The organism is Streptosporangium sp. NPDC001681 (assembly GCF_040298085.1).
Taxonomy (GTDB): Bacteria; Actinomycetota; Actinomycetes; order Streptosporangiales; family Streptosporangiaceae; genus Streptosporangium.
This window is the reverse complement of record NZ_JBEOZN010000120.1, coordinates 1-20,990: the sequence shown is the minus strand read 5'-3', so window position 1 is coordinate 20,990 and position 20,990 is coordinate 1. Positions and strand designations below refer to the sequence as shown.

The 20,990-nt window shown below is 70.7% G+C and carries 20 protein-coding genes; 11 read left to right on the top strand and 9 right to left on the bottom strand.

Going from position 1 to position 20,990, the window contains the following annotated elements:
• Position 1: 1 nt before the first annotated feature.
• From shc to hpnH, 3 genes are read left to right on the top strand one after another with little or no spacing between them, the layout of a single operon-like run.
• Complete coding sequence (shc, locus tag ABT130_RS37270) at positions 2-1,903, top strand: squalene--hopene cyclase (protein ID WP_350963717.1); 1,902 nt, start codon at positions 2-4, stop codon at positions 1,901-1,903.
• Positions 1,900-2,622: a phosphorylase family protein gene (locus ABT130_RS37265; protein ID WP_350917891.1), complete on the top strand. Its 723-nt coding sequence runs from the start codon at positions 1,900-1,902 to the stop codon at positions 2,620-2,622. The genes shc and ABT130_RS37265 overlap by 4 nt, the downstream gene beginning before the upstream one ends.
• Positions 2,525-3,529 (top strand): adenosyl-hopene transferase HpnH, encoded by a 1,005-nt coding sequence (gene hpnH, locus ABT130_RS37260; RefSeq protein ID WP_350963714.1) that lies wholly within the window; start codon positions 2,525-2,527, stop codon positions 3,527-3,529. Before ABT130_RS37265 ends, hpnH begins: the two co-directional genes overlap by 98 nt.
• Here hpnH and ABT130_RS37255 read toward each other — a convergent pair.
• The 4 genes from ABT130_RS37255 to ABT130_RS37240 form a co-directional block, all read right to left on the bottom strand.
• Positions 3,495-4,268, bottom strand: coding sequence for an SDR family NAD(P)-dependent oxidoreductase (locus ABT130_RS37255; protein ID WP_350963711.1), 774 nt, complete (start codon positions 4,266-4,268; stop codon positions 3,495-3,497). The two genes, hpnH and ABT130_RS37255, sit on opposite strands and share 35 nt — an antisense overlap.
• A gap of 107 nt (positions 4,269-4,375) precedes the next feature.
• A complete protein-coding gene (locus ABT130_RS37250; protein WP_350963708.1) occupies positions 4,376-5,590 on the bottom strand; it encodes a Dyp-type peroxidase in 1,215 nt (404 codons plus the stop codon).
• A 21-nt stretch (positions 5,591-5,611) separates the two neighbouring features.
• A complete protein-coding gene (locus ABT130_RS37245; protein WP_350963705.1) occupies positions 5,612-6,214 on the bottom strand; it encodes a copper chaperone PCu(A)C in 603 nt (200 codons plus the stop codon).
• Between the two features lie 186 nt (positions 6,215-6,400).
• Complete coding sequence (locus ABT130_RS37240) at positions 6,401-6,958, bottom strand: MFS transporter (protein WP_350917906.1); 558 nt, start codon at positions 6,956-6,958, stop codon at positions 6,401-6,403.
• Between the two features lie 159 nt (positions 6,959-7,117).
• On the opposite strand from ABT130_RS37240, the gene ABT130_RS37235 reads away from it, so the two are divergent.
• Positions 7,118-7,402 carry a YiaA/YiaB family inner membrane protein gene (locus ABT130_RS37235; RefSeq protein ID WP_350963703.1) on the top strand — a complete coding sequence of 95 codons (285 nt, stop codon included), beginning with the start codon at positions 7,118-7,120 and terminating at the stop codon, positions 7,400-7,402.
• A gap of 180 nt (positions 7,403-7,582) precedes the next feature.
• On the opposite strand, the gene ABT130_RS37230 is transcribed toward ABT130_RS37235, so the two are convergent.
• Entirely contained in the window at positions 7,583-8,065 is a 483-nt protein-coding gene (locus tag ABT130_RS37230) for a MarR family winged helix-turn-helix transcriptional regulator (RefSeq protein ID WP_350963700.1), read from the bottom strand.
• 267 nt (positions 8,066-8,332) lie between these two features.
• Between ABT130_RS37230 and ABT130_RS37225 the strand changes: the two genes are divergently transcribed.
• The 3 genes from ABT130_RS37225 (at position 8,333) to ABT130_RS37215 (ending at position 10,406) form a co-directional block, all read left to right on the top strand.
• Positions 8,333-8,821, top strand: a complete 489-nt coding sequence (locus tag ABT130_RS37225; RefSeq protein WP_350963698.1) for an STAS domain-containing protein — start codon at positions 8,333-8,335, stop codon at positions 8,819-8,821.
• Positions 8,822-9,005: 184 nt separating this feature from the next.
• Positions 9,006-9,701 carry a hypothetical protein gene (locus tag ABT130_RS37220; protein ID WP_350917918.1) on the top strand — a complete coding sequence of 232 codons (696 nt, stop codon included), beginning with the start codon at positions 9,006-9,008 and terminating at the stop codon, positions 9,699-9,701.
• 51 nt (positions 9,702-9,752) lie between these two features.
• The gene (locus tag ABT130_RS37215; protein ID WP_350917921.1) at positions 9,753-10,406 is read left to right on the top strand and encodes a thymidylate synthase family protein; all 654 of its coding nucleotides are present in this window, start codon (positions 9,753-9,755) and stop codon (positions 10,404-10,406) included.
• 4 nt (positions 10,407-10,410) lie between these two features.
• Here the strand turns inward: ABT130_RS37215 and ABT130_RS37210 are convergent, their stop codons facing one another.
• A complete protein-coding gene (locus tag ABT130_RS37210) occupies positions 10,411-12,645 on the bottom strand; it encodes a heavy metal translocating P-type ATPase (protein ID WP_350917924.1) in 2,235 nt (744 codons plus the stop codon).
• Between the two features lie 159 nt (positions 12,646-12,804).
• Entirely contained in the window at positions 12,805-13,794 is a 990-nt protein-coding gene (locus tag ABT130_RS37205; RefSeq protein WP_350963695.1) for a DUF8832 domain-containing protein, read from the bottom strand.
• Positions 13,795-14,012: 218 nt separating this feature from the next.
• Between ABT130_RS37205 and ABT130_RS37200 the strand changes: the two genes are divergently transcribed.
• Together ABT130_RS37200 and ABT130_RS37195 are read left to right on the top strand one after the other, a co-directional pair.
• A complete protein-coding gene (locus ABT130_RS37200) occupies positions 14,013-14,531 on the top strand; it encodes a SigE family RNA polymerase sigma factor (protein WP_350963692.1) in 519 nt (172 codons plus the stop codon).
• Complete coding sequence (locus tag ABT130_RS37195; RefSeq protein WP_350963690.1) at positions 14,524-15,303, top strand: hypothetical protein; 780 nt, start codon at positions 14,524-14,526, stop codon at positions 15,301-15,303. The genes ABT130_RS37200 and ABT130_RS37195 overlap by 8 nt, the downstream gene beginning before the upstream one ends.
• Positions 15,304-15,407: 104 nt before the next feature.
• On the opposite strand, the gene ABT130_RS37190 is transcribed toward ABT130_RS37195, so the two are convergent.
• On the bottom strand, positions 15,408-17,942 hold the full coding sequence (locus tag ABT130_RS37190) for a GcvT family protein (protein WP_350963734.1): 2,535 nt from the start codon (positions 17,940-17,942) through the stop codon (positions 15,408-15,410).
• Positions 17,943-18,047: 105 nt separating this feature from the next.
• Here ABT130_RS37190 and ABT130_RS37185 point away from each other — a divergent pair, with 105 nt between their 5' ends.
• A complete protein-coding gene (locus tag ABT130_RS37185) occupies positions 18,048-18,986 on the top strand; it encodes a phosphotransferase (RefSeq protein WP_350963688.1) in 939 nt (312 codons plus the stop codon).
• Positions 18,987-18,995: 9 nt separating this feature from the next.
• A complete protein-coding gene (locus ABT130_RS37180; protein WP_350963686.1) occupies positions 18,996-20,555 on the top strand; it encodes an amino acid permease in 1,560 nt (519 codons plus the stop codon).
• 93 nt (positions 20,556-20,648) lie between these two features.
• Here ABT130_RS37180 and ABT130_RS37175 read toward each other — a convergent pair.
• A partial coding sequence (locus tag ABT130_RS37175) for a lipoyl protein ligase domain-containing protein (protein WP_502992241.1) occupies positions 20,649-20,990 on the bottom strand: 342 nt, incomplete at its 5' end.

Below are 20,990 nucleotides of genomic sequence, written 5' to 3'. Positions count from 1 at the left end.
CATGACCACCGTCGCCGCTTCCACTTCCGCCGAACTCACCCTCGACGCGGCATGCGACCACCTGCTCGGCCTCCAGGCGCCCGAGGGGTGGTGGAAGGGCGAGTTGCAGACGAACGTGACCATGGACGCCGAAGACCTGCTGCTCAGGGAGTTCCTCGGTATCCGCACCGAGCAGGACACCGCCCAGGCGGCCCGTTGGATCCGCTCCGAGCAGCGCGCCGACGGGACCTGGGCCAACTTCCACGACGGCCCCGGCGACCTGTCCACCACGATCGAGGCGTACGCCGCGCTACGGCTCGCCGGTGACCGCACCGACGCCCCGCACATGCGAGCCGCGGCCCGGTTCGTACGGGAATCCGGTGGGATCGAGGCCAGCCGGGTGTTCACCCGGATCTGGCTGGCGCTGTTCGGGCAGTGGCGATGGGAGGACCTCCCGGTGCTGCCCCCCGAGATGATGTTCCTGCCGCGCTGGTTCCCGCTCAACGTCTACGACTGGGCCTGCTGGGCCAGGCAGACGATCGTCCCGCTCACCATCGTGAGCGCGCACCGCCCGGTCCGGCCGCTCCCGTTCGACCTGGCCGAACTGCGTACCGGACGCCCCGCACCGCCGCACCCCCACGGGCCGTTCACCGTGCTCGACCGCGTCCTGCACCGCTACCAGCGACGTCCCGTCCCCGGCCTGCGGCGGGCCGCGCTGAGGCGGGCCGCCGAGTGGGTCGTGGCCAGGCAGGAGGCGGACGGGTCCTGGGGCGGCATCCAGCCGCCGTGGGTGTACTCGCTGATCGCGCTGAGCCTGCACGGCTACCCTCTCGACCATCCGGTGATGAGGAAGGGCATCGAGGGATTCGACAGGTTCACCATCCGGGACGAGAAGGGGCGCAGGCTGGAGGCCTGCCAGTCCCCCGTGTGGGACACGGTGCTCGCGATCAACGGCCTTCTCGACGCGGGCCTGCCCGCCGACCATCCCGCCCTCGTCGCCTCCTCCGACTGGGTGCTCACCGAGGAGATCCGGGGCCGGGGCGACTGGTCCGTACGGCGCCCTTCGCTGGCACCCGGTGGCTGGGCCTTCGAGTTCGACAACGACGGCTACCCGGACATCGACGACACGGCGGAGGCGATTCTCGCCCTGCGCCGGGTGCGTCATCCGGACGCCAGGCCGGCCATCGACCGCGGGGTGCGCTGGATCATCGGCATGGCGTCCCGCGACGGCGGCTTCGGGGCCTTCGACGCCGACAACACCCGCGAGATGTGTAAGAAGCTGCCGTTCTGCGACTTCGGCGCGGTCATCGACCCGCCGTCCGCCGACGTCACCGCCCACGTCGTCGAGGCGCTGGCGCAGGAGCGGCCGGACTCCCCCGTCGTGCGACGTGCCGTCGTCTGGCTGCTGAAGGCGCAGGAGGCGGACGGATCGTGGTTCGGCCGCTGGGGGGCCAACCACGTCTACGGCACCGGCGCCGTGCTCCCCGCGCTCATCGCGGCCGGCGTACGACCCGGCAAGCCGTGCATAAGACGTGCTGTCGCCTGGCTGGAGAGGCACCAGAACGACGACGGCGGCTGGGGGGAGGATCTGCGCTCCTACACCGATCCCCGCTGGATCGGGCGCGGCCACTCCACTCCCTCGCAGACGGCGTGGGCCCTGATGGCGCTGCTCGCCGCCGGGGAGCAGTCACCGGCGGTGGAGCGCGGCGTGGAGTGGCTGGTCGGCCACCAGCGCCCGGACGGCGGCTGGGACGAGCCGTACTTCACCGGGACCGGCTTCCCCGGCGCCTTCTACATCAACTACCACCTCTACCGCCTCGTCTTCCCGATCAGCGCGCTGGGCCGTTACGTGCGCTCCCGAGAGGTGTCCTCGCACCCCAGCCCCGCGCTGAGGGACGAGGCCGTCACCGTGGACGCCGGGTGACCGGCCTGCTGATCTGCACCGCCCTGGCCGTCGAGGCGCGGGCGGTACGGAGCGGCCTGCCGACCGAGGAGGTGCGGGTGATCCGGACCGGGATGGGCCCGCGCCGCGCCGCGAGCGCGGCGGCGCGGCTCCCGCCGGCGGGCGCGCTGGCGGTGACCGGTTTCTGCGGGGCGCTCGACGAGGGCCTGCGCCCGGGAGACGTGCTGGTGGCGAGCGAGATCCGCTTCGAGGGCCGGATGGTGCCCTGTCCCTCGGCGTGGCCGCTGGCCGAGGAACTGGCTCGGGCCGGCCTGTCCGCGCGTACCGGACCGCTGGTCACCTCCGATCACATCGTGACGGGGGCCGAACGCCGCAGGCTCGCCGCCGAGGGGGCGGCGGCCGTCGACATGGAGACCGGGCCGCTGGCGGGCGCGGTGCCCGGCCTGCCGTTCGCCGCGCTGCGCGTCGTCGCAGACATCGCCGGTGCCGCGCTGTTGCGCCCGGCCACGATACGCGGCGGCGCCGTGGCGTACCGCGTGCTGCGCCGGCTCGGCCCGGTCCTGGCTCGCTGGGCCGCCGCGATCTCACCCTCTCTCCCCGAGGAGTCCGTCCCGTTCCATTACCCAAGGAGATGCAACCCAGATGCCGACACCGATCCGTCAGAGTCTTCGCATCGGCGGCTACATCCTCCGCCAGAAGCTGCGCGGGCGGACGAAGTTCCCCCTTCTGGTGGAACTTGAGCCCTTGTTCGCCTGCAACCTGCACTGTGCCGGCTGCGGAAAGATCCAGCACCCCGCCGACGTGCTGAAACAGCGCATGCCGGTCGAGCAGGCCCTGGCCGCCATCGAGGAGTGCGGCGCCCCCATGGTCTCGATCGCGGGCGGGGAACCGCTCATGCACCCGCAGATAGGGGAGCTGGTCCGGGAGCTGGTCGCCAGGAAGAAGTACGTGTTCCTGTGCACCAACGCGCTGCTGATCCCCAAGAAGATCGACCAGTTCAAGCCCTCGCGGTACTTCGCGTGGGCGATCCACCTGGACGGCATGCGCGAGCGCCACGACGAGTCGGTGTGCAAGGAGGGCGTGTTCGACGAGGCCGTCGCCGCGGTCCGGGAGTGCCGGCGCCGTGGTTTCCGGGTCACCACGAACACGACGTTCTTCAACACCGACAGCCCGCAGACGGTCGTCGACGTGCTCGACTATCTCAACGACGATCTTCGCGTCGACGCGATGATGATCTCTCCCGGGTACGCGTACGAGAAGGCGCCCGACCAGGAGCACTTCCTCGGCGTGCGGGAGACCCGGGAGCTGTTCCGTAAGGCGTTCTCCGGCGGGAACCGGCGGCGGTGGCGGTTCAACCACACCCCGCTCTTCCTCGACTTCCTCGAAGGAAAGATCGACTTCCCGTGCACGGCGTGGGCCATCCCCTCGTACTCGCTCTTCGGCTGGCAGCGCCCCTGCTACCTCATGTCCGACGGCTACGCGGCCACCTATCGGGAACTGGTCACCGAGACCGACTGGGACGCCTACGGCCGGGGGCGCGATGACCGGTGCGCCAACTGCATGGCCCACTGTGGATACGAGCCGACCGCCGTCTTCGCCACGCTCGCCTCCCTCAAGGAGTCGATCCGGGCTCTGGGCGGCGGCTGAGCTCCGGCTGCCCGCCGAATATCCCGGCGAGGGTGCGGAAGGGGCCGGGTGCCACGCCCTTCAGCCTGGCCGGCAGCCGCAGCCAGCCCGGCACGTACGACTCGGGCCTGCCGCACTCGACGGCGGACACGATCGCCTGGGCGACCCGTTCCGCGGGGATCGGCACGGGCCATCGCCGTGTGTAGGGGGCGCCGCGCCGCTCGAAGAACGGGGTCTCCACCACGCCGGGCAGCACGACGGACACGCCGATCCCGCGCGACTCGTACCGCAGGCTCTCGGCGAAGCCGAGGAGGCCCGCCTTGGTGGCGGCGTACACCGCCTCGTCCCGTACCCCGATCGCTCCGGCGATCGAGGCCACGAAGACGAGGTGTCCCCGGCCGCGCTCGATCATGGCGGGCAGCAGCGACCGGGTCAGCAGGATGGGAGCGGTCAGGTTCCCCGCGACCAGGCGCTCGACGGTACCGTCCGGCATCGCCGGGAACGGCCCCGCCCACCCGCACCCGGCGTTGCCGACCAGCACGTCGACCGGCCCCGCGCGCTCGGCGAGACCCGCGAGGTCCGTCGTGAGATCGCCGGCGAGTGCCTGGCCGCCGGTCTCCGAGGCGACGGCCGCAAGCCTGCCCCGATCGCGCCCCGACAGGACGAGGCGGGCCCCCGCGGCGGCCATCGCCCGCGCGGTCGCGGCCCCTATGCCGGACGACGCACCGGTGATCAGCACACGAGCGCCCGCGAGTCTCATCTCGATCCCTCCGGTGTGCGGATGTCAGGAGCCCATGGTGCTCCTGTCCGTCCCGCATCCCGGGGAGGGAATGGCCTTTGAGACCGTTCTTTACCGCACGGATTCCGTCAGGTGAGGAGGGTGTCTCCGATCCAGCCGTTCGGGGAGCAGCCTGGCGGGATGGCGAAAACCGCCGAGCCGATCGGGGTCGTCCACTCGTTGAGCAGGTCGGCCTCGTCCAGCCTGCGCTGGATGGGGATGAACTGCCGGGCGATGTCGGCCTGGTAGGAGGCGAACAGCAGCCCGGAGTCGGCGTGCCCGTCCGGGGTGAGCCCCTCGTCGTAGTTGTAGACCCGGCGCAGGATCCGCATTCCCGCATCGGCGACGTGGGCCCGGCGGATGTGGGCCTGCTCGGAGATGACCGGGAAGCCGATCGCGTTGAGCTTGGTGAAGTCGGCCGCGTCGTGCTCGTCGCGCCCGGTGAGCGGGGCGCCGTTGTCCAGACGGCGGCCCACGGTGAACTCCTTGGCGACCCGGTCGACGGCGTCCCAGGTCTCCATCTCCGCCCGGATGCGCCGCAGCACCAGCGTGGTGCCGCCGCGCAGCCAGGCCGGTCCCTCGTTCACCCACACGGCCCGGTCGAACTCGGGGGTGCCGGGTGAGAGGTTGACGGTCCCGTCGAGCTGGCCCATCACGTTGCGCTGGGTCGCCTCGGCGGCGTGGGTGCCGGCGGCACGCCGGAAGCCCCGCTGGGTCCAGCGCACCTTGGCGAAGGAGCGGGCGTCCTTGACGAGCATGCGCAGGGCGTGGGCGAGGGCGAGGGCGTCGTCGGCGCAGATCTGCAGCAGCAGGTCCCCGCCGCTCCACTCCTTCTGGAGCCTGTCGATGGTGAAGGCGGGCAGCGGCGCCACGGTCTTGGGCCTGCGGTCGGCCAGTCCGGCCGCCGCGAAGAGGCCGGGGCCGAATCCGAAGGTCACGGTCAGCCTGGCGGGCAGCAGGGCCAGCTCGGGCTCGGTGTCGGCCAGGGCGGGCCTGCCCTGGGTCAGCCGCCTGGCGTCGTCGGTGAGCAGCCGCATCATCCGCCCCAGCGTCTCGCGGTCGGTGCCCGGCAGCAGGTCGAGGCCGACGAACACCCCGTACGCCTGTGGCGGGGTCGCGATGCCCGCCTGGTGGACCCCGTCGAAGGGTTCCACCGCGGAACCGCCGGAGACGGGGACGGCCGGAGCGGGCCGGGGAGCGGCCGGGGGGACAGCCTGGTCGGGAGCGCACGCGGCGAGGGCACCGGCCGCGGTGACGGCGCCCCCCGCGAGCAGTCCCCTACGGCTGATTCGGGGATCTGGCATGAGTTCTACTCCGCTTCCCGCTCAGCCGTGGCTCTCGCCCGTGCCCATGCCCTCGTGGCCCTCCGGGTCCGTGCCGGGCTGGTAGTTCTCCTGGCCTCCGGCGAAGTCCTTGCCGACCGCGGTGAACTCCAGGGTCTTGCCGTCCTTGAGATGGAGGGTGAAGGGGATCTCAGCTCCGGGCTTCACCGCTTCGGTGACGCCCATCAGCATGATGTGGTCACCGCCGGGCTGGAGCTGGTGGGTGCCCTTCGGCGGGATCACGATCCCGCCCTCCTTGGGTCGCATGATCATCTTTCCCTTGGAGTCGACGACCTCGTGCAGCTCGACCTTCGGCGACAGCGGCGAGGCGACGGAGACGACCGTCACCTCGGCGTCGGTGTTGTTGACCAGGGTGCCGAAGGCGGCGCTCATCCCCTTCTTGGCGGTCTTCACCCACGGGTCGGTGATCGTCAACGCGGGAGCGGCGGAGGTGGCGGGGGCCGCGGCGGTGGCGGGGGCCGCGGCGGGGGCGGGGGCCGCGGCGGGGGCCGCTGCCGGGGCGACGGTGCTCTGGGAGCCGCACCCGGCCAGGGCCACCGCGGCCGCGACCAGGATTCCGGCAGGGGTGATACGACGAACGGACATGATGATGCCTCTCTTCTGGCCGGCCGTCCGACAGGCCGCGGTCGATCGCCGCTCGATGGCCATGCCGGGCAGGCAGCCTGGAACTGTCACGCTGGTTCGGTCCGCCGGGCGGCAGGAAGGCCGCATCGGCGCAGGCCCGCGCGTGCGGGCTCGGGAACGGGTGATGCCCCCGGGTGACCCGCGCGGTCAGCCGGAGGCGGCGGTGACGGTCCGGGGAGGGCCACGCCGGCTGAGAACATGGCGCAGCACGGCGGAGCGGAGAACGCCCGGTTCGATCGCGGGCGGGGCGAGGAAGGAGACGTACGCCGGGGTCACGGGCACGATGAGCACGCGGCCTAGCCGCGCACCGAGCCGTCGCAGCAGCGCCCACAGCGCCGCCTCGCCGCGCGCCAGCCAGAGCGCGGTCAGCCCGGCGGCCCACCCGTGCGCCACCAGCATGCCCAGACCGGGCAGCAACCCCGAGTGGACATGCCCGATCATCTCGGCCGGGGAGGCGACGTGGGAGAGGGAGAACAGCACGTGCACCCCGGCCTGCACGCCCGCCAGCAGCGGCAGGATCACCGCCAGCGTGCGCTCGCGCCCCGAGGCGGCGAGGGCCGCGCCGAAGGCGAGGGCCAGGGCGGCGGCCGCGCTCGGCGCGGAGACCGAGCCTCCCGCCAGGACATGCGCCATCACGCTCAGGCCCAGGCAGACCGCGGCGAAAGCGGCGGCGCGGGCGATACGGAAAGGCCAGGTCGCGGGCATGGTCCGGCAATCATCCCATGTCGCCACGGCGGTTCACGGACCCCCCTTGGCGAAGCGGGCTTTCAGCACCTCAGGCCGGTCGCCGCACTGCCGTACTCACCGGTAACTAAGTAGCCGCACTCATGCCTCGAAAGGCGGACGGTCCCGACGATGGAAGGCATGACACGACCGGTGAAGAGCACCACGACCCCCGCCTTCTACCTGCAGGCCGTCATCTCGTTCGGACTGTCGCTGGTGGCGATGGTGATCGGTATCGCCTACCTGCCCGTGACCACCTGGGTCCGGTCCTTCATGGGCATCGGGCTGCTCTACGTGGTGACGTCGACGTTCACTCTCGCCAAGTGCGTCCGGGACCGCACCGAGGAGGCCGCGGTCGTCAACCGCGTCGACCAGGCCAGGCTGGACAAGCTGCTGGCGGAGCACGACCCCTTCAGGAACGACTGACGCACCCGCGCCGCCGGGCGGGGCTAGGCCCTGTCCTGCGGATCTTGCCGTGGCGAGGATCGGTCAGGTGGTGTCTCGCAAGGCGGAGGAGGGAGCCGCGGCGTGCTGCGGTGACCGGCGACAACGCGGCGAGGCGCCGCCTGGGCGACCGCAGTAGGCAAAAGATCCGCAGGACAGGGCCTAGGGCGCCGGAGACTCGCGGATCTCGGCCAACGAGATCCGCATGGCGTCGGCGGCGCGGGTGAACCAGTCGGAGATGGCGGCCAGCTCGTCCGGGCCGTAGCTCTCGAAGAGCTCGATGAGCCGCCGGTAGGTGGGTTCGTACGCCACCGCGATGCGGGCGGCCGGGTCCCCCTCGGGGACGATCCGGATGCGACGGCGGTCGTGGGGGTCGGGGACGCGCCGGGCGTAGCCCGCGCTCTCCAGGCGGTTGACCACCCCGGTGACGGCCCCGGTGGTGAGACCCGCCAGTTCGGCGAGGCGCCCCGCGGTGAGCGCCTCGCCTTTCGCGCCGAGGATGAAGCCGAGACACGTCAGGTCCGTGACGTTGATGCCAAGGCGCTCGGCGAGCGCGTGCTGCCCGACCATGCTCAACGCGATCAGCTGGTCCATCCGGCCCAGGACGTCCAGCGGCGAGGCCCCGGGGCCGGACTTGCCTTCCATCGCGAATTCTCCTTACCATCTAAGAGATTTAGCTCGTGAGATAAATGATGCGGGCGGGTCCAACTTAGCCGCCCGCCGTCCGGTGCCACACCGCGGCCCGCGGCAGGCGGCGATCCGGACGGAGGAGAGCGCATGGGGATAAGAAAAGACCTCGCGGAGCTGGCGGAGACAGGTGATTCCGCCCTCCGGTGGGGCAGCCGGCTCCACATACCTGGTAAGACGGAGGGAACGCCCGCCCTGTGAACCGCGGGATTGAGGAGTCTTTCCATGCCACCCGAAGGTGTGAACGCGCTCTCCGTCTCGACCGGCGCGTACGAGGGCGCCATCGTGGTCCGGGCGATCGGCGAACTCGACTACGACTACGCACCGGTCTTCCGGAGGGAACTCGCCCGCTTCTGGGGCACGAGCACCGACGGCTCTCCGCTCTCTCCCCCGCCGCTCCTCCCGGAGAACCCGCCCTCCCCGTCCCCGCTGGTCCCGCCCCCCTTCGAGACGGCTCCGGGTACACGGGCCGAGGCCGCCCCCCTGCTCATCCTCGATCTGGCGGGGCTCACCTTCTGCGACTCCACCGGGCTCGCGGAGCTGCTGTGGATCCTGCGCCAGAGCCAGGAGGCACGGACCCGCCTGGTGGTGACCGGGGTGAGCCGGACGCTGCGCCACATGCTCGCCACCACCGGGCTGCTGAGCTACTTCACGATGGCCGCCTCCGTGGAGGAGGCACTGCTGGCCGGTGAGACCGGGACGGCGGAAGGCTGAAGGACACCGGCGGGCCCTGCCCTGCCCTGCCGCCGTGAACGGCCGGCCGCGCCCCGTGGGTGACGTGCCCGCAGAAGTCCTGAGATATATGTCGTCAAAACACACTCATTAGCCTGACAAGTGAGTCAATATCTTCCTACGGGAAAATCCACTCTTCGTCGAAAGTGGGGTCCCGATGCGGAAGATGTCACCGCGGGCGACCGCGGAAGCACTGCCCGAGACCCTGGACGGGCTGCCAGTGGCACCCAGGGAATTCCTTGCCCTCGTGTCCGTGGACTTCACCGGGACGTACCAGGTCTACCTGGCCGCCAAGGACGAGCGCATCAAGATGACCAGGCTCTCCATGAGCCTGCTATCCGCCCCGTTCGCCGCCGCGATCGCGCTGACCGGCGCGAAAGTGATCAGCCCGAACATGCTGACCTCATGGCAGGGCGTGCCCTGGTACCTGTTCGCGACGGTCGCCGCGTTCGGGCTGCTCAGCGTACTGCCCTTCCTGCGGCTGATCGAGGCGGTGAACGCGCACATGAGAACCGCGCGGGCGCTCAACAATTTCCGTCTGCTCTACGTCGTCCACCTCAAGGACCAGTTCTCGGCCCTCGGCTGGACTCCCAACCTGCCGGTGGACCCCCGCTATCCGGAGACGTACGCGCCGTTGGCCTGGCCGGGGATCAACGTGATGATGCTGGCCCTGGTCAACAGTTCCTACATCGCGGTCGGCGTGCTCGGGATGATCGGAGTCGTGCCCACCACAGCCCTGCTCCTGGTGATCATCGGACTGCTCGCAATGATCCACTACTTCGTCTACTACGTCCGCGCCAACGTTTCCCGGCAACGCCGACTCCCACACAATCCCTTCCATTTCCCCAACGTGGAGACCTGAATGCCCGACCTCCTCAGATTCACGTCTTGTGGGGAGACGTGGATCTGGCTGATGCGACACGTGACGAACAACGGCCGGCCCGCCCTGGACGACCGCGGCCCGATCATCGAGGCACCGGCGGTACTGTTCGAGATCACCACTCTGGCCTGGGACGATCCGGTCCTGAAGTGCTACGGCGACGCGGGGAAGATCCCGCTGTACGCCAGCAAGTTCAGCGAGCGGTCGATCGTGCCGCCCTTCAAGTACAGTTACGGAGGGCGGCTCCGCCAGTTGCTCGGTGTCGACCAGCTCGGCTGGATCGTCGACGTGCTCCGCTCCAAGCCGTACACCAAGAGCGGTTGGATCTCGCTGACCGTTCCCGGCGAGCAGCCCGACGCGGTGCCCTGCCTGACCAGCCTCGCCTTCAGGCTCCGTGCCGGGCGGCTGGCCATGACCGCCGCCTTCCGGTCCCAGAACGCGTTCACCAGCTACCTGAACTACGTGCCGCTGCGCGGTGTCCAGAGCGAGGTGGCGGACGGCCTCACGGTGGGCTGCGGGTCGATGAGGATCTTCGTCGACGTGCCGCACATCTACGCCGCGGACTCAGCGGCGGTCGGCAGGATCCTCCGGCTGTCGGAACGCGACGGGCTCGGCGCGGGAGACCCCGCACCGAGCCCTGACGTCGAACCCGCACCCTCCGCCGACCTGGCGGTGCCGGTACGGTGACCGGTCACCTGAAGCGGCGCAGCCGGAGGCTGTTACTGACCACGAAGACCGAGGAGAGCGCCATCGCGCCTCCGGCGATCATCGGGGTGAGCAGCCCGAACGCGGCCAGCGGGAGGGCGGCCACGTTGTAGGCGAAGGCCCAGAACAGGTTGCCCTTGATGGTGCGCAGCGTGCGGCGGGACAACCGGATCGCGTCCGCGGCCACCCGCAGGTCGCCGCGGACCAGGGTGAGGTCGGAGGCCTCGATCGCGACGTCGGTGCCGGTGCCCATCGCCATGCCGAGGTCGGCCTGGGCGAGCGCGGCGGCGTCGTTGACCCCGTCGCCGATCATGGCCACGGTACGGCCCTCGGCCTGGAGACGCTTGACGACCTCCACCTTGTCCGCGGGCAGCACGTCGGCGATGACGTCGTCGACGGCGTTGATGCCGACGGCCTCGGCGACCGTACGGGCCACCGTCTCGTTGTCGCCGGTCAGCAGGATCGGGCGCAGGCCGAGCGCGCGCAGCGCGGCGATCGCCTCGGCCGAGGTGGGCTTGATCGCGTCGGCGACGGTGAGCACCGCGCGGGCCTTGCCGTCCCAGCCGACCGCGATGGCGGTCTCCCCGCGCGCCCACGCCCGGTCCAGCTCCTCAGAAAGGTCGGCCGGCAGGTGCTGCGACCATTCGGCGAGCAGTTGGGGGCGCCCGACGAGGACGGCGTGCCCGTCGACGACACCCTGGACGCCCAGGCCCTCGATGTTCGCGAAGTCCTCGACCTTGGCGGTGGAGTCCGCGGCGCGGGCGACGGCGCGGGCGATGGGGTGCTCGGAGGCCGCCTCCAGCGCCCCGGCCAGCCGGAGCACCTCGTCGCGATCCTGCCCCTCCGCGGTGAAGACGTCCTTGAGGGTCATCGTGCCCGACGTCACGGTGCCGGTCTTGTCCAGCACGACGGTGTCGATGCCGTGGGTCGACTCCAGCGCCTCGGGCCCCTTGATCAGGATGCCCAGCTGGGCGCCGCGGCCGGTGCCGACCATCAGCGCGGTCGGCGTGGCGAGGCCCAGGGCGCAGGGGCAGGCGATGATGAGCACCGCCACGGCGGCGGTGAAGGCCGCGGCGGCTCCGGAACCGGTGCCGAGCCAGAAGCCCAGGGTGACCACGGACAGGGCGATCACGATCGGCACGAACACCGCGGAGATCCGGTCGGCCAGCCGTTGTACGGCGGCCTTGCCGTTCTGCGCGTCCTCCACCAGCCTGGCCATCTGGGCGAGCTGGGTGTCCGACCCGACCCGGGTGGCCCTGACCACGAGCCGTCCCCCGGCGTTCACGGTGGCGCCGACCACGGTGTCCCCCGGCCGCACCTCGACGGGAACCGACTCACCGGTCAGCATGGAGGTGTCCACGGCCGAGGAACCCTCCTCGACCACGCCATCGGTCGCGATCTTCTCCCCCGGCCGTACCAGGAAGAGGTCTCCCACCTTGAGGCTGTCGACGGGAACGAGTTCCCCGGAGGCCAGCGTGACCTCCTTGGCGCCCATCGACAGCAGCGCGCGGAGCGCAGCACCGGCGCGGCGCTTGGAACGGGCCTCGAAGTAGCGGCCCGCGAGGATGAAGGTGATCACTCCGGCGGCGGCCTCGAAGTAGATGTTCCCCGAGCCGTCGCCCCTGGAGAGGGTGAACTCGAAGCCGTGCCGCATGCCCGGCATCCCGGCCGTACCGAAGAACAGGGCCCAGAGGGACCAGGCGAATGCGGCGATCGTCCCCATCGAGACCAGCGTGTCCATGGTCGCGGCGCCGTGCCGCAGGTTGGTCCAGGCCGCCCGGTGGAAGGGCCAGCCGCCGTAGACCACGACGGGTCCCGCCAGGGCCAGGGAGAGCCACTGCCAGTTGTCGAACTGCAGCGCCGGGATCATCGCCATCGCGACGACCGGCACCGACAGCACGATGGAGATGATCAGGCGCTGCCTGAGCGGCGTGAGCACGTCCGGCTCGACCGGCTCCTCCGTCCCCTCGGGGGACGGCGCGGCGGGCAGCTCGGCGGTGTATCCGGCCTTCTCGACCTCCGCGACCAGGTCCTCGGGGGTGACGTCACCGGGGTAGGCGACCTTCGCCTTCTCGGTGGCGTAGTTGACGGTCGCGGTCACCCCGTCCAGCTTGTTGAGCTTGCGCTCGATGCGTGCCGCGCAGGAGGCACAGGTCATGCCACCGATGGCAAGCTCGATCTCGCCGCCGGCGGGCGGCCTACCGGTGGTCATGGACGTCATGTCCTCTCCTTGTGTCTCGTCTGTCGTCGTACTCGGCCGTGCGCCTCGTCGGGGGCTGGGCACCGGCCCGTTCGGACGGTCGTCCCCGCCGCGGGTGGGGGCGGACATGCTCTGCCCTCTCACCCTGGGAACACATAACCCCCTTGGGGTATTTCACGGCTACTGTCCGTGCTCGTGGGAGCCGTGACCGTCCCCGGTCGGCGCCGTGGCCCCACCGGCCTCGGGATCCGGGCTGGTGGCGGCGGTGAAGGCGGCGGTGTGCACGGTGCCGGCGTGCTTGAAGTCCAGGTAGAGCCCGTAGGTCCCCGCGCTCGGCACCTCGGCGTAGAAGGTGATGTCCGGGCCGGGCGCGGTGCGCCCGTCATCGGGCGCGCCGTCGGGGTGCACGTGCAGGTAGGCCAGGTCACCGTCACGGAGCGCGACCAGGTGACCGTACGCGGCCAGGTAGGGCTCCAGGTCGGTGACCGGTTTCCCGTCCTTGGAGATCGACAGCGTGAGCATGCTGGTACGGCCGGGCACCAGGTCGCCGGCCAGGGTGACGGTGTAGTCGCCCACCTTCACGGTCTCCGCCGGGACGGCCGGCGGCTCGGGCCGGTAGTCACCCGCCACCGACAGGTCCATGCCGAGCGTCATGGCCTCCGCCCCCTCCGGGGCGAAGTCGGCGAACGCCCGGTACTCCCCGGCGGCGGGAAGCTCCAGCGGGACCGACCAGACCCCGCCCTTCTGGGTGGGGTGCAGGTGCTGGAAGCCGGTCAGGTCGCGGCGGACCACGATGAGGTGCAGCTTCTTGTCATGCTGGGTGGTGAACCCGGTGACCGGATGGCCGCCGGGACCGATCACCGAGAAGCGGAAGTCGGTCCGCTTGCCCGCCTTGACCTCGTCGGTCTCCGGCAGGAGCGTGTATCCCCCCTGGGAGACCTGGAGCCCGCCGGGAACGGCCGGTGCCCGCACCGCCCCCGGCCCCTCGTCGTGCCCCGCGCCCGCCCCGGTGGCATGGCCGGCGCCCGGCTCGGCGCTGTGGCCCGCATCGCGAGTGGCCTCGGCCACCGCGCCTCCAACGGGCCCGACCACCCGGCCGACCCCCAGCGCGCCGCCGAACACCGCCGCCAGGCCGACCACGTACGCACCCACCTTGATCGCGCCGTTCATCACTCCTCCTCAATACCCTCGGGGGGTATCTATCGACTCCACCACAGTGCCACACCACCCCCCTTTCCAGCAACCCCCTGGGGGTATACCTGGAGCCGGTCTCCGGAGCCCAGGATCGCCGATGCGCAGGTCGGTGACGGGTTTTACCGAAAATCGGCGGCGGGCAACCCTTCTCTCCGCTCAGGCGTATGGAGAGGTATGAGATCGGATGAACTGAGGTGATCGGCCGAGATGATGCTGGATTCTCAGCTTTCGTCGCCGCACGCGGCACGAGCCTGCTGAGGATCGCCCATCTCGCCTGCGATGCCACCGAGGACGCCGAGGACCTGCTGCAGACGGCCCTGGAGCGGGCGTACCGCAACTGGGGCCGGGTCCGGAGCGACAGCGATCCAGAACCCTACGTCCGCCGCATCATCGTGAACACCGCCATCAGCCGTGCCCGGCGCAGGGCGGTCCTGAGGATCATCCCGACCGGCACCCCGCCGGAACGGCCGTCGCGGGAGACCGACATCCCGCTCCGCCACGCGCTCATGGACGCGCTGCGCGAGCTGCCGCCCCGGCAGCGCGCGGTGGTCGTCCTGCGCTACTGGGAGGACCTCAGCGAGGCGCAGACCGCGGAGATCCTCGGTTGCTCGACGGGAACAGTCAAGAGCCAGGCGTCCAAGGCGCTCGCCAAGCTGCGGCCGGCGATCGGCGGGGAGCCGTTGGAGGAGGCGATCAGGAGTGCCCATGCTTGAGCAGGAGATCCGCCAGATCATGGCGGACGAGACCGCGCGGCTGCGCGCGGCCCCTGGCCTGGCCGAGCGGGTGATCCGGTCCTCGCGGCGCAGGAGCGCCAGGCGGATCAGGATCACCGCCGTGGTCGCCGCGGCGGCCGTCGCGGGGATCGCGGCCCCCGTCCAGCTGGCGCTGAACCCGGCTCCCGCACCGCACGACCAGGTCGCGACCTCCGGGACGCCGGAGCCTGACACCGGCGACCGGGACGCGCCGCAGCCCCTGTTCACCGAACCCCCGATGCCCACGCCGACGCCCACGGCCACCCCGCGCGTCTTCCGTACGCCCGTCGGCATCGGCACCGGGAACACCCTGGGGCGCGTCCACGTGGGATACATGACCGGCGGCCTGGTACGGAACGCCTGGGCGGTGAACCGAGGCGACGAGTACTCCACGACGTGGAGCTATCCGGACGACGGCGAGGGCTCCTACCGTGTCCAGATCTTCGTCTTCGAGGGTCTGGCCGCCGCACGCGCCGACGAGCAGTGGCAGAGCTACCGCGTTTTGAACAAGGGGAAACAGGTGCCCCTCGGCGATGGCCGGACCGGTTATGTCGTCAACCAGTGGGTCGGCGAGGACGGCGGGCAGGGGACCCCGAGCATCTTCCTGCAGGTGGGCGAGGAACGGGCGGTCGAAGTGATGATCAGTCCTGATTACGCGAAGGATCTCGGCGGCAGGCGGGCGGTCGAGCGCGAGCTGACCGCGGTCGCCGCCGGTCTCACCTCGGACGATTGAACCGGCGGGGGGACGGGCCCCGGACGGCGCGCTCTCCGGAGCCCTGGCGGTGAGCGCGCGTCTTTCCAAGGCTCCGGTACGGCACCGCTCCCTCGGCCGGACGGTCAGGACGGCAGGTGACGGACGCGTTCCGAGGACGGGTCGTAGAGGGGTTCTGCGGCGACGGCGGCGCCCACCCAGGTGCCGGTCACGCCGACCTCGACGCGGTCACCCGGTGCGGTGCCCTCGGGCAGGTAGGCGTAGGCGATCGAGCGGTCGACCCGGTGGCCGTACCCGCCGCTGGTCACCCGCGAGGCGGGCAGGCCGCCGGAGCGGACCGGCTCGCCACCGAGACAGACCTGACGTGGGTCGTCCAGGACCAGGCAGAACAGGCTCCGCGCGGGCACCGGGGCCGTTGGACCCGCGGCGGACACGGCCGAGGAGGCCGGTGCGGGACGGTCGCCGGCTGGGCGGCGGGCGGCGTCCAGGGCGGCGCGGCCGAGGAAGTCCTTGTCCCCGGCGACCGCGAAGCCCAGGCCCGCCTCGTACGGGGTGGTCTCCGGGGTGACGTCCAGGCCCCAGACTCGATACCCCTTCTCCAGGCGCATCGAGTCGATCGCGCGGTACCCGGCCGGGCGCATGCCATGCGGCGTTCCCGCCTCCATGAGCGTGTCCCAGAGCGTCAGGCCGTACTCCGAAGGGCAGTACAGCTCCCAGCCGAACTCGCCCACGAACGTCACCCGCTGGGCCAGCACCGGGACTCCTCCGACGCTGATCTCCCTGGCCTTCAGGTAGCCGAAGGTCAGGTCGTCATCGGAGACGGAGCCGAGGATGTCGAGCGCTCGCGGGCCCCACAGGCAGTAGCAGGCATGGGCCGAGGTGACGTCACGGACGTCGAGTCCCCGGCCACGGAGCCAGGCGGCGTCGTGGACGCCGAAGGCGGTGCCGGTGACCAACCGGAAGCGGTCGTCGGCCAGGCGGGTGACGGTCAGGTCGGCCTCGACGCCGCCGCGCGCGTTGAGGAGCTGGGTGTAGACGATCGAGCCCACCGGCCTGTCGAGCTGCCCGGCGCACGCCCGCTGCAACCCTTCCAGTGCTCCTGCTCCCGCCACCTCCAGCTTGGCGAACGAGGTCTGGTCGAACAGGCCCGCGGCGTCGCGGGTGGTCAGGCACTCCTGTCGGACGGCCGGCGACCAGATCCGGCCGGCCCACCCGTCCGGGCGGAGGCCCCGGCCGCCCCTCCGGGGGCCCTGGCCTTCCGAGCGGACATCCCCGTCGCCCAGGGGAGGGTCCCGGTCGGGCTCCGCGGCCGGGCGGGCGTTGGACTCGAACCAGTTCACCCGCTCCCAGCCGGCCTTCTCGCCGAACGCCGCCCCGAGCTCCGCGTGCCGGACCCAGGCGGGAGAGCGGCGGAGCGGCCGGGCGGCGGTCCGTTCCTCGCCCGGGTAGACGATGTCGTAGTACTTCGAGTAGGAGTCCAGGGCCTTGGCGCGGCTCCACGCCGCGGAACGGGCGTGCAGCCCGAAGCGTCGCAGATCCATGCCGAACACGTCGTACTCGGGCGAGCCATCCACGATCCACTCGGCCATGACCTTGCCCACGCCGCCGGCCGCGGCCAGGCCGTGGACGCAGAAGCCCGCCGCCGCCCACAACCCGCGGACCGAGGTCTCGCCGAGGAGGAACTCCCCGTCGGGGGTGAACGCCTCGGGGCCGTGGACGACCTTCGTGATCTTGGTACCGGCCAGGGCGGGGACCCGCCGCACCGCAGACTCCCACGATTCCTGGAATTTCGGCATATCGGGGGGAAAGACGGTCCGAGGCTCCTCAAGCGGGGCAGCCGTTGACCAGATCTCCGGGTTTCGGATATACCCACCGACCAGAATTCCGCCATTTTCTTCCCGGAAATAGACAATGTTGTCCGGATCCCGCACCGTGGGCGTGGAGGAAGGAACCCCGAAAGGCTCGGTGACCACATATTGGTGTTTGATCGGCACAACCGGAATGTCCACCCCGGCCAGCCGCCCGACCCGCCCGCTGGCCGCACCCGCCGCGACGACCACGGTCTCCGTCCGGACCGACCACTCCTCGAAATCCTCGGCTCCCTCGGTGCCCGAAGCGAGCCGTACGCCGGTGATCGCCCCGCCCGCCACGTCGAGCCCCACCGCGCGAGTCCCGGTGAGGATCCGCACGCCCAGCTTCCGCGCCCCGGCCGCCAGCGCCCTGGCCAGCAGCGCCGGATCCAGCCAGCCGTCCCCGGGCAGCCAGAGCGCGGCCCGCACGTCGTCGGTGTACAGCAGCGGGGACATCTCCCCGGCCTCGGCGCCGGACAGCACCTCAAGACCCAGCCCGTAGGTCTCCCCGGCCCCGGCCAGGCGCAGGGACTCCTCCACCCGCTCGGGCGTGGTCGCCAGGCGGAGTCCACCGACCCCGTGCCACCCCGGGTCCAGGCCGGTGAGCTCGGCCAGCTCGGGATAGAGACCGGCCGAATACATAATCATCTTGGTCTGGGTGACCGTGGAGCGGAGCTGGCCCACGAACCCGGCCGAATGCCAGGTGGTCCCCTCGGTGAGTTCGTGTCGCTCGACGAGTATCACCTCGGTCCAGCCAAGCCTTGCCAGATGATAGGCCACACTGCACCCGGCCACCCCGCCACCGATCACGAGGGCCCGTGCAGAGCCGGGAAGTTTCAAAGTCCGCAACCCCTCTGTAACACCTCGTCCGCAGAATCGGATCAATGGTCTGAAGGTAGGCCAAAGGAGAGCGGCATGCCAGATCCTCTAGGGGATGTCCGTAAATGGGCCGGACAGCCCGTGACCGAGACACCGATCAAGGGCGGGCTCAGCCATCGGATCGCCAGGCTCGACGCCGCCGACGGACAGCGCTGGCTGCTGCGGGTGCTCGATCCCCGGGTGTCGGCCGCCGGCCTGGGCATACCACTCGATGAGGAGATCGCCAACACCGTCCACGCGGCGGACGCGGGAGTCGGCCCCAGGGTGCTGCACCGGCTGCCCGGCGCGCTGGTGCTGGAGTATCTCGACGGCGTCACCCTGGACGCGCACACCGTACGGACACTTCCCGGCCCCATCGCGGCGGCCTGCCGCCGGCTGCACGCCGGGCCCCGGTTCGTCAACGACTTCTCCATCTTCCGCAAGCTCGACGAGTTCCTCGCCCTCTGCCGTACCCACGAACTGGGCACACCCGACGGCTACCAGGACCGTCTTGCCACGGTGACGGAGATCGAGCGGGCGCTGGCCGCCGACCCGCTGCCCAAGGTGCCGTGCCACAACGACCTGCTGCCGGAGAACTTCATCCGCTGCGGCGCCGAGGTCAGGATCGTCGACTACCAGCTCTCCGGGAACAACGACCCCGCCTTCGAGCTGGGCGACATCGCCGCCGAGGCGGACTACGACCCGGACCTGACCACCCGGCTGGCCCGCGCCTACTTCGGCACCGACGACCGGCGGCTCACCTCCAGGGTCCGGCTCAACCTGATCATGTCCAATCTGACCTGGACGCTCTGGTTCGCCGTGCACCACGGGCTGCTGAAGGAGCAGGCCGCCGACGCCGACTTCGACTACGAGGCCGAGGCGGCCGACAAGTTCTCACAGGCCGTACGAGATCTGGACGACCCGGAGTTCGGGCGGCTCGTCGATGACGTCCGGGGCGCGAGCACCGGATTCCCACCCCCCGCACCACCACGCTAGGAGGCTTGCGTGACCAAGCCAACGTCGGTCGACGAGGACGCGAGGCGACTCGCCGAACTCGGTTACAAACAGGAGCTCTCCAGAACCTGGAGCGGTTTCTCGAACTTCGCCATCTCCTTCTCGATCATCTCCATCCTGGCCGGTTGCTTCACCACGTTCGGCCAGGCCTGGAACAACGGCGGCCCCATCGCGATCTCATGGGGGTGGCCGCTGATCTCGATCTTCATCCTGATCATCGGGCTCTGCATGTCGGAGCTGGTGTCGGCCTACCCGACCGCCGGCGGCATCTACTGGTGGGCCGCGAAGATGGGCAAGCCCATCCACGGCTGGTTCACCGGCTGGTTCAACCTCATCGGCCTGATCGCCGTGACGGCCTCGGTCGACTACGGCTGCGCGACCTTCCTGAACATCACCCTCGACCGGTTCTTCCTCGGCTGGAATCCCACCCTGACCAACGCGTTCATCCTGTTCGCGATCGTCCTGGTGCTGCACGCGCTGATCAACATCTTCAGCCACCGGCTGATCTCGCTGCTGCAGAACGTCTCGGTGTGGTGGCACGTGTTCGGCGCGGCGGCGGTCGTGCTGATCCTGATCTTCGGTCCCGACTCGCACCAGTCGATGTCGTTCGTCTTCACCGAGACGATCAACAACTCCGGCTTCTCCGACTCGTCCTACTGGTTCTACGTGCTGCCCCTCGGATTCCTGCTGACCCAGTACACGATCACCGGGTTCGACGCGTGCGCGCACGTGTCCGAGGAGACCCAGGGCGCCTCCACCGCCGCCGCCAGGGGACTGTGGCAGTCGATCTTCTACTCGGCGATCGGCGGCTGGATCCTGCTGCTGGCCTTCCTGTTCGCGGCCACCGACGTGAACGCGGTCAACGAGGCGAGTGGCTTCGTCGGCGCCATCTTCGACAGCGCGCTCCCCGGCAACCTGGCCACGGCGATCTTCACGATCTCCACCATCGGCCAGTTCTTCTGCGGGATGAGCTGCGTGACCTCGATGTCCCGGATGACCTACGCGTTCTCCCGCGACGGCGCCGTCCCCGGCTGGCGCCTGTGGTCGAAGGTGGACGGCAACAGGACCCCGGTCAACGCGATCATCTTCGGCTGTGCGGCCGCGCTGGTCCTCACCCTGCCCGCGCTGTACGAGGCCCCCGACGGGTTGCCGCTGGCCTTCTACGCGGTCGTCTCGGTGGCGGTCATCGGCCTCTACATCGCCTTCGCGATCCCGATCTGGCTCCGGCTGCGGATGGGCGACCGGTTCGAGCCGGGGCCCTGGACGCTGGGATCGAAGTACCGGGTCATGTGCTGGATCGCCATCGTCGAGATCGTCATCGTCTCGATCTACTTCGTCATGCCGCTGGTCCCGGCGGCCGTACCGTTCAGTGACGACTTCACACCGGCCGCGGTGAACTACGCGCCGATCGTGGTCGGCGTGATGGTGCTGAGCGTGGGCCTGTGGTGGGCGCTGTCGGCCAGGCACTGGTTCACCGGCCCGCGCCGCACGATCGACGAGCTCGACCCGATCGGTCCGGTCGACCCGGTCGGCAAGGAGCCGATCGGCTGACCGGCCCCGGCCGGCTTCCCCAGACCCGTGCCGGTCACCGCCCGAGGATCGGCCGGCGCGAATCCGGGTCACCCCGGAAGGCCGAGAAATCGGTCAGCTCGCCTCGAACGCCTCCGCCACCGCGGCCCGGACCTGCTCCATGGCCGCGGTGGCGGGGGCCTCCCGCCCCATCGAGGTCATGTCGACCTCGGGCATGCCGCAGGCCACCGCCCAGCCCCACGGGGTCAGGTCGCCGTCGACGTTGAGGGCGAACCCGTGGCTGGTGACGCCCCGGCTCTGCCGCATGCCGATCGAGACGATCTTGCGTCCCGTCTCGACGGTCCACACACCGGTCAGCAACTCCGAGCCCGGCGGGGTGTCGCGGCGCTCGGCCGCGACTCCCAGCGCCTCGTCGACCAGTTCGCCAGCCTGCAGAAGCTCCTGGCCGCCAGCATC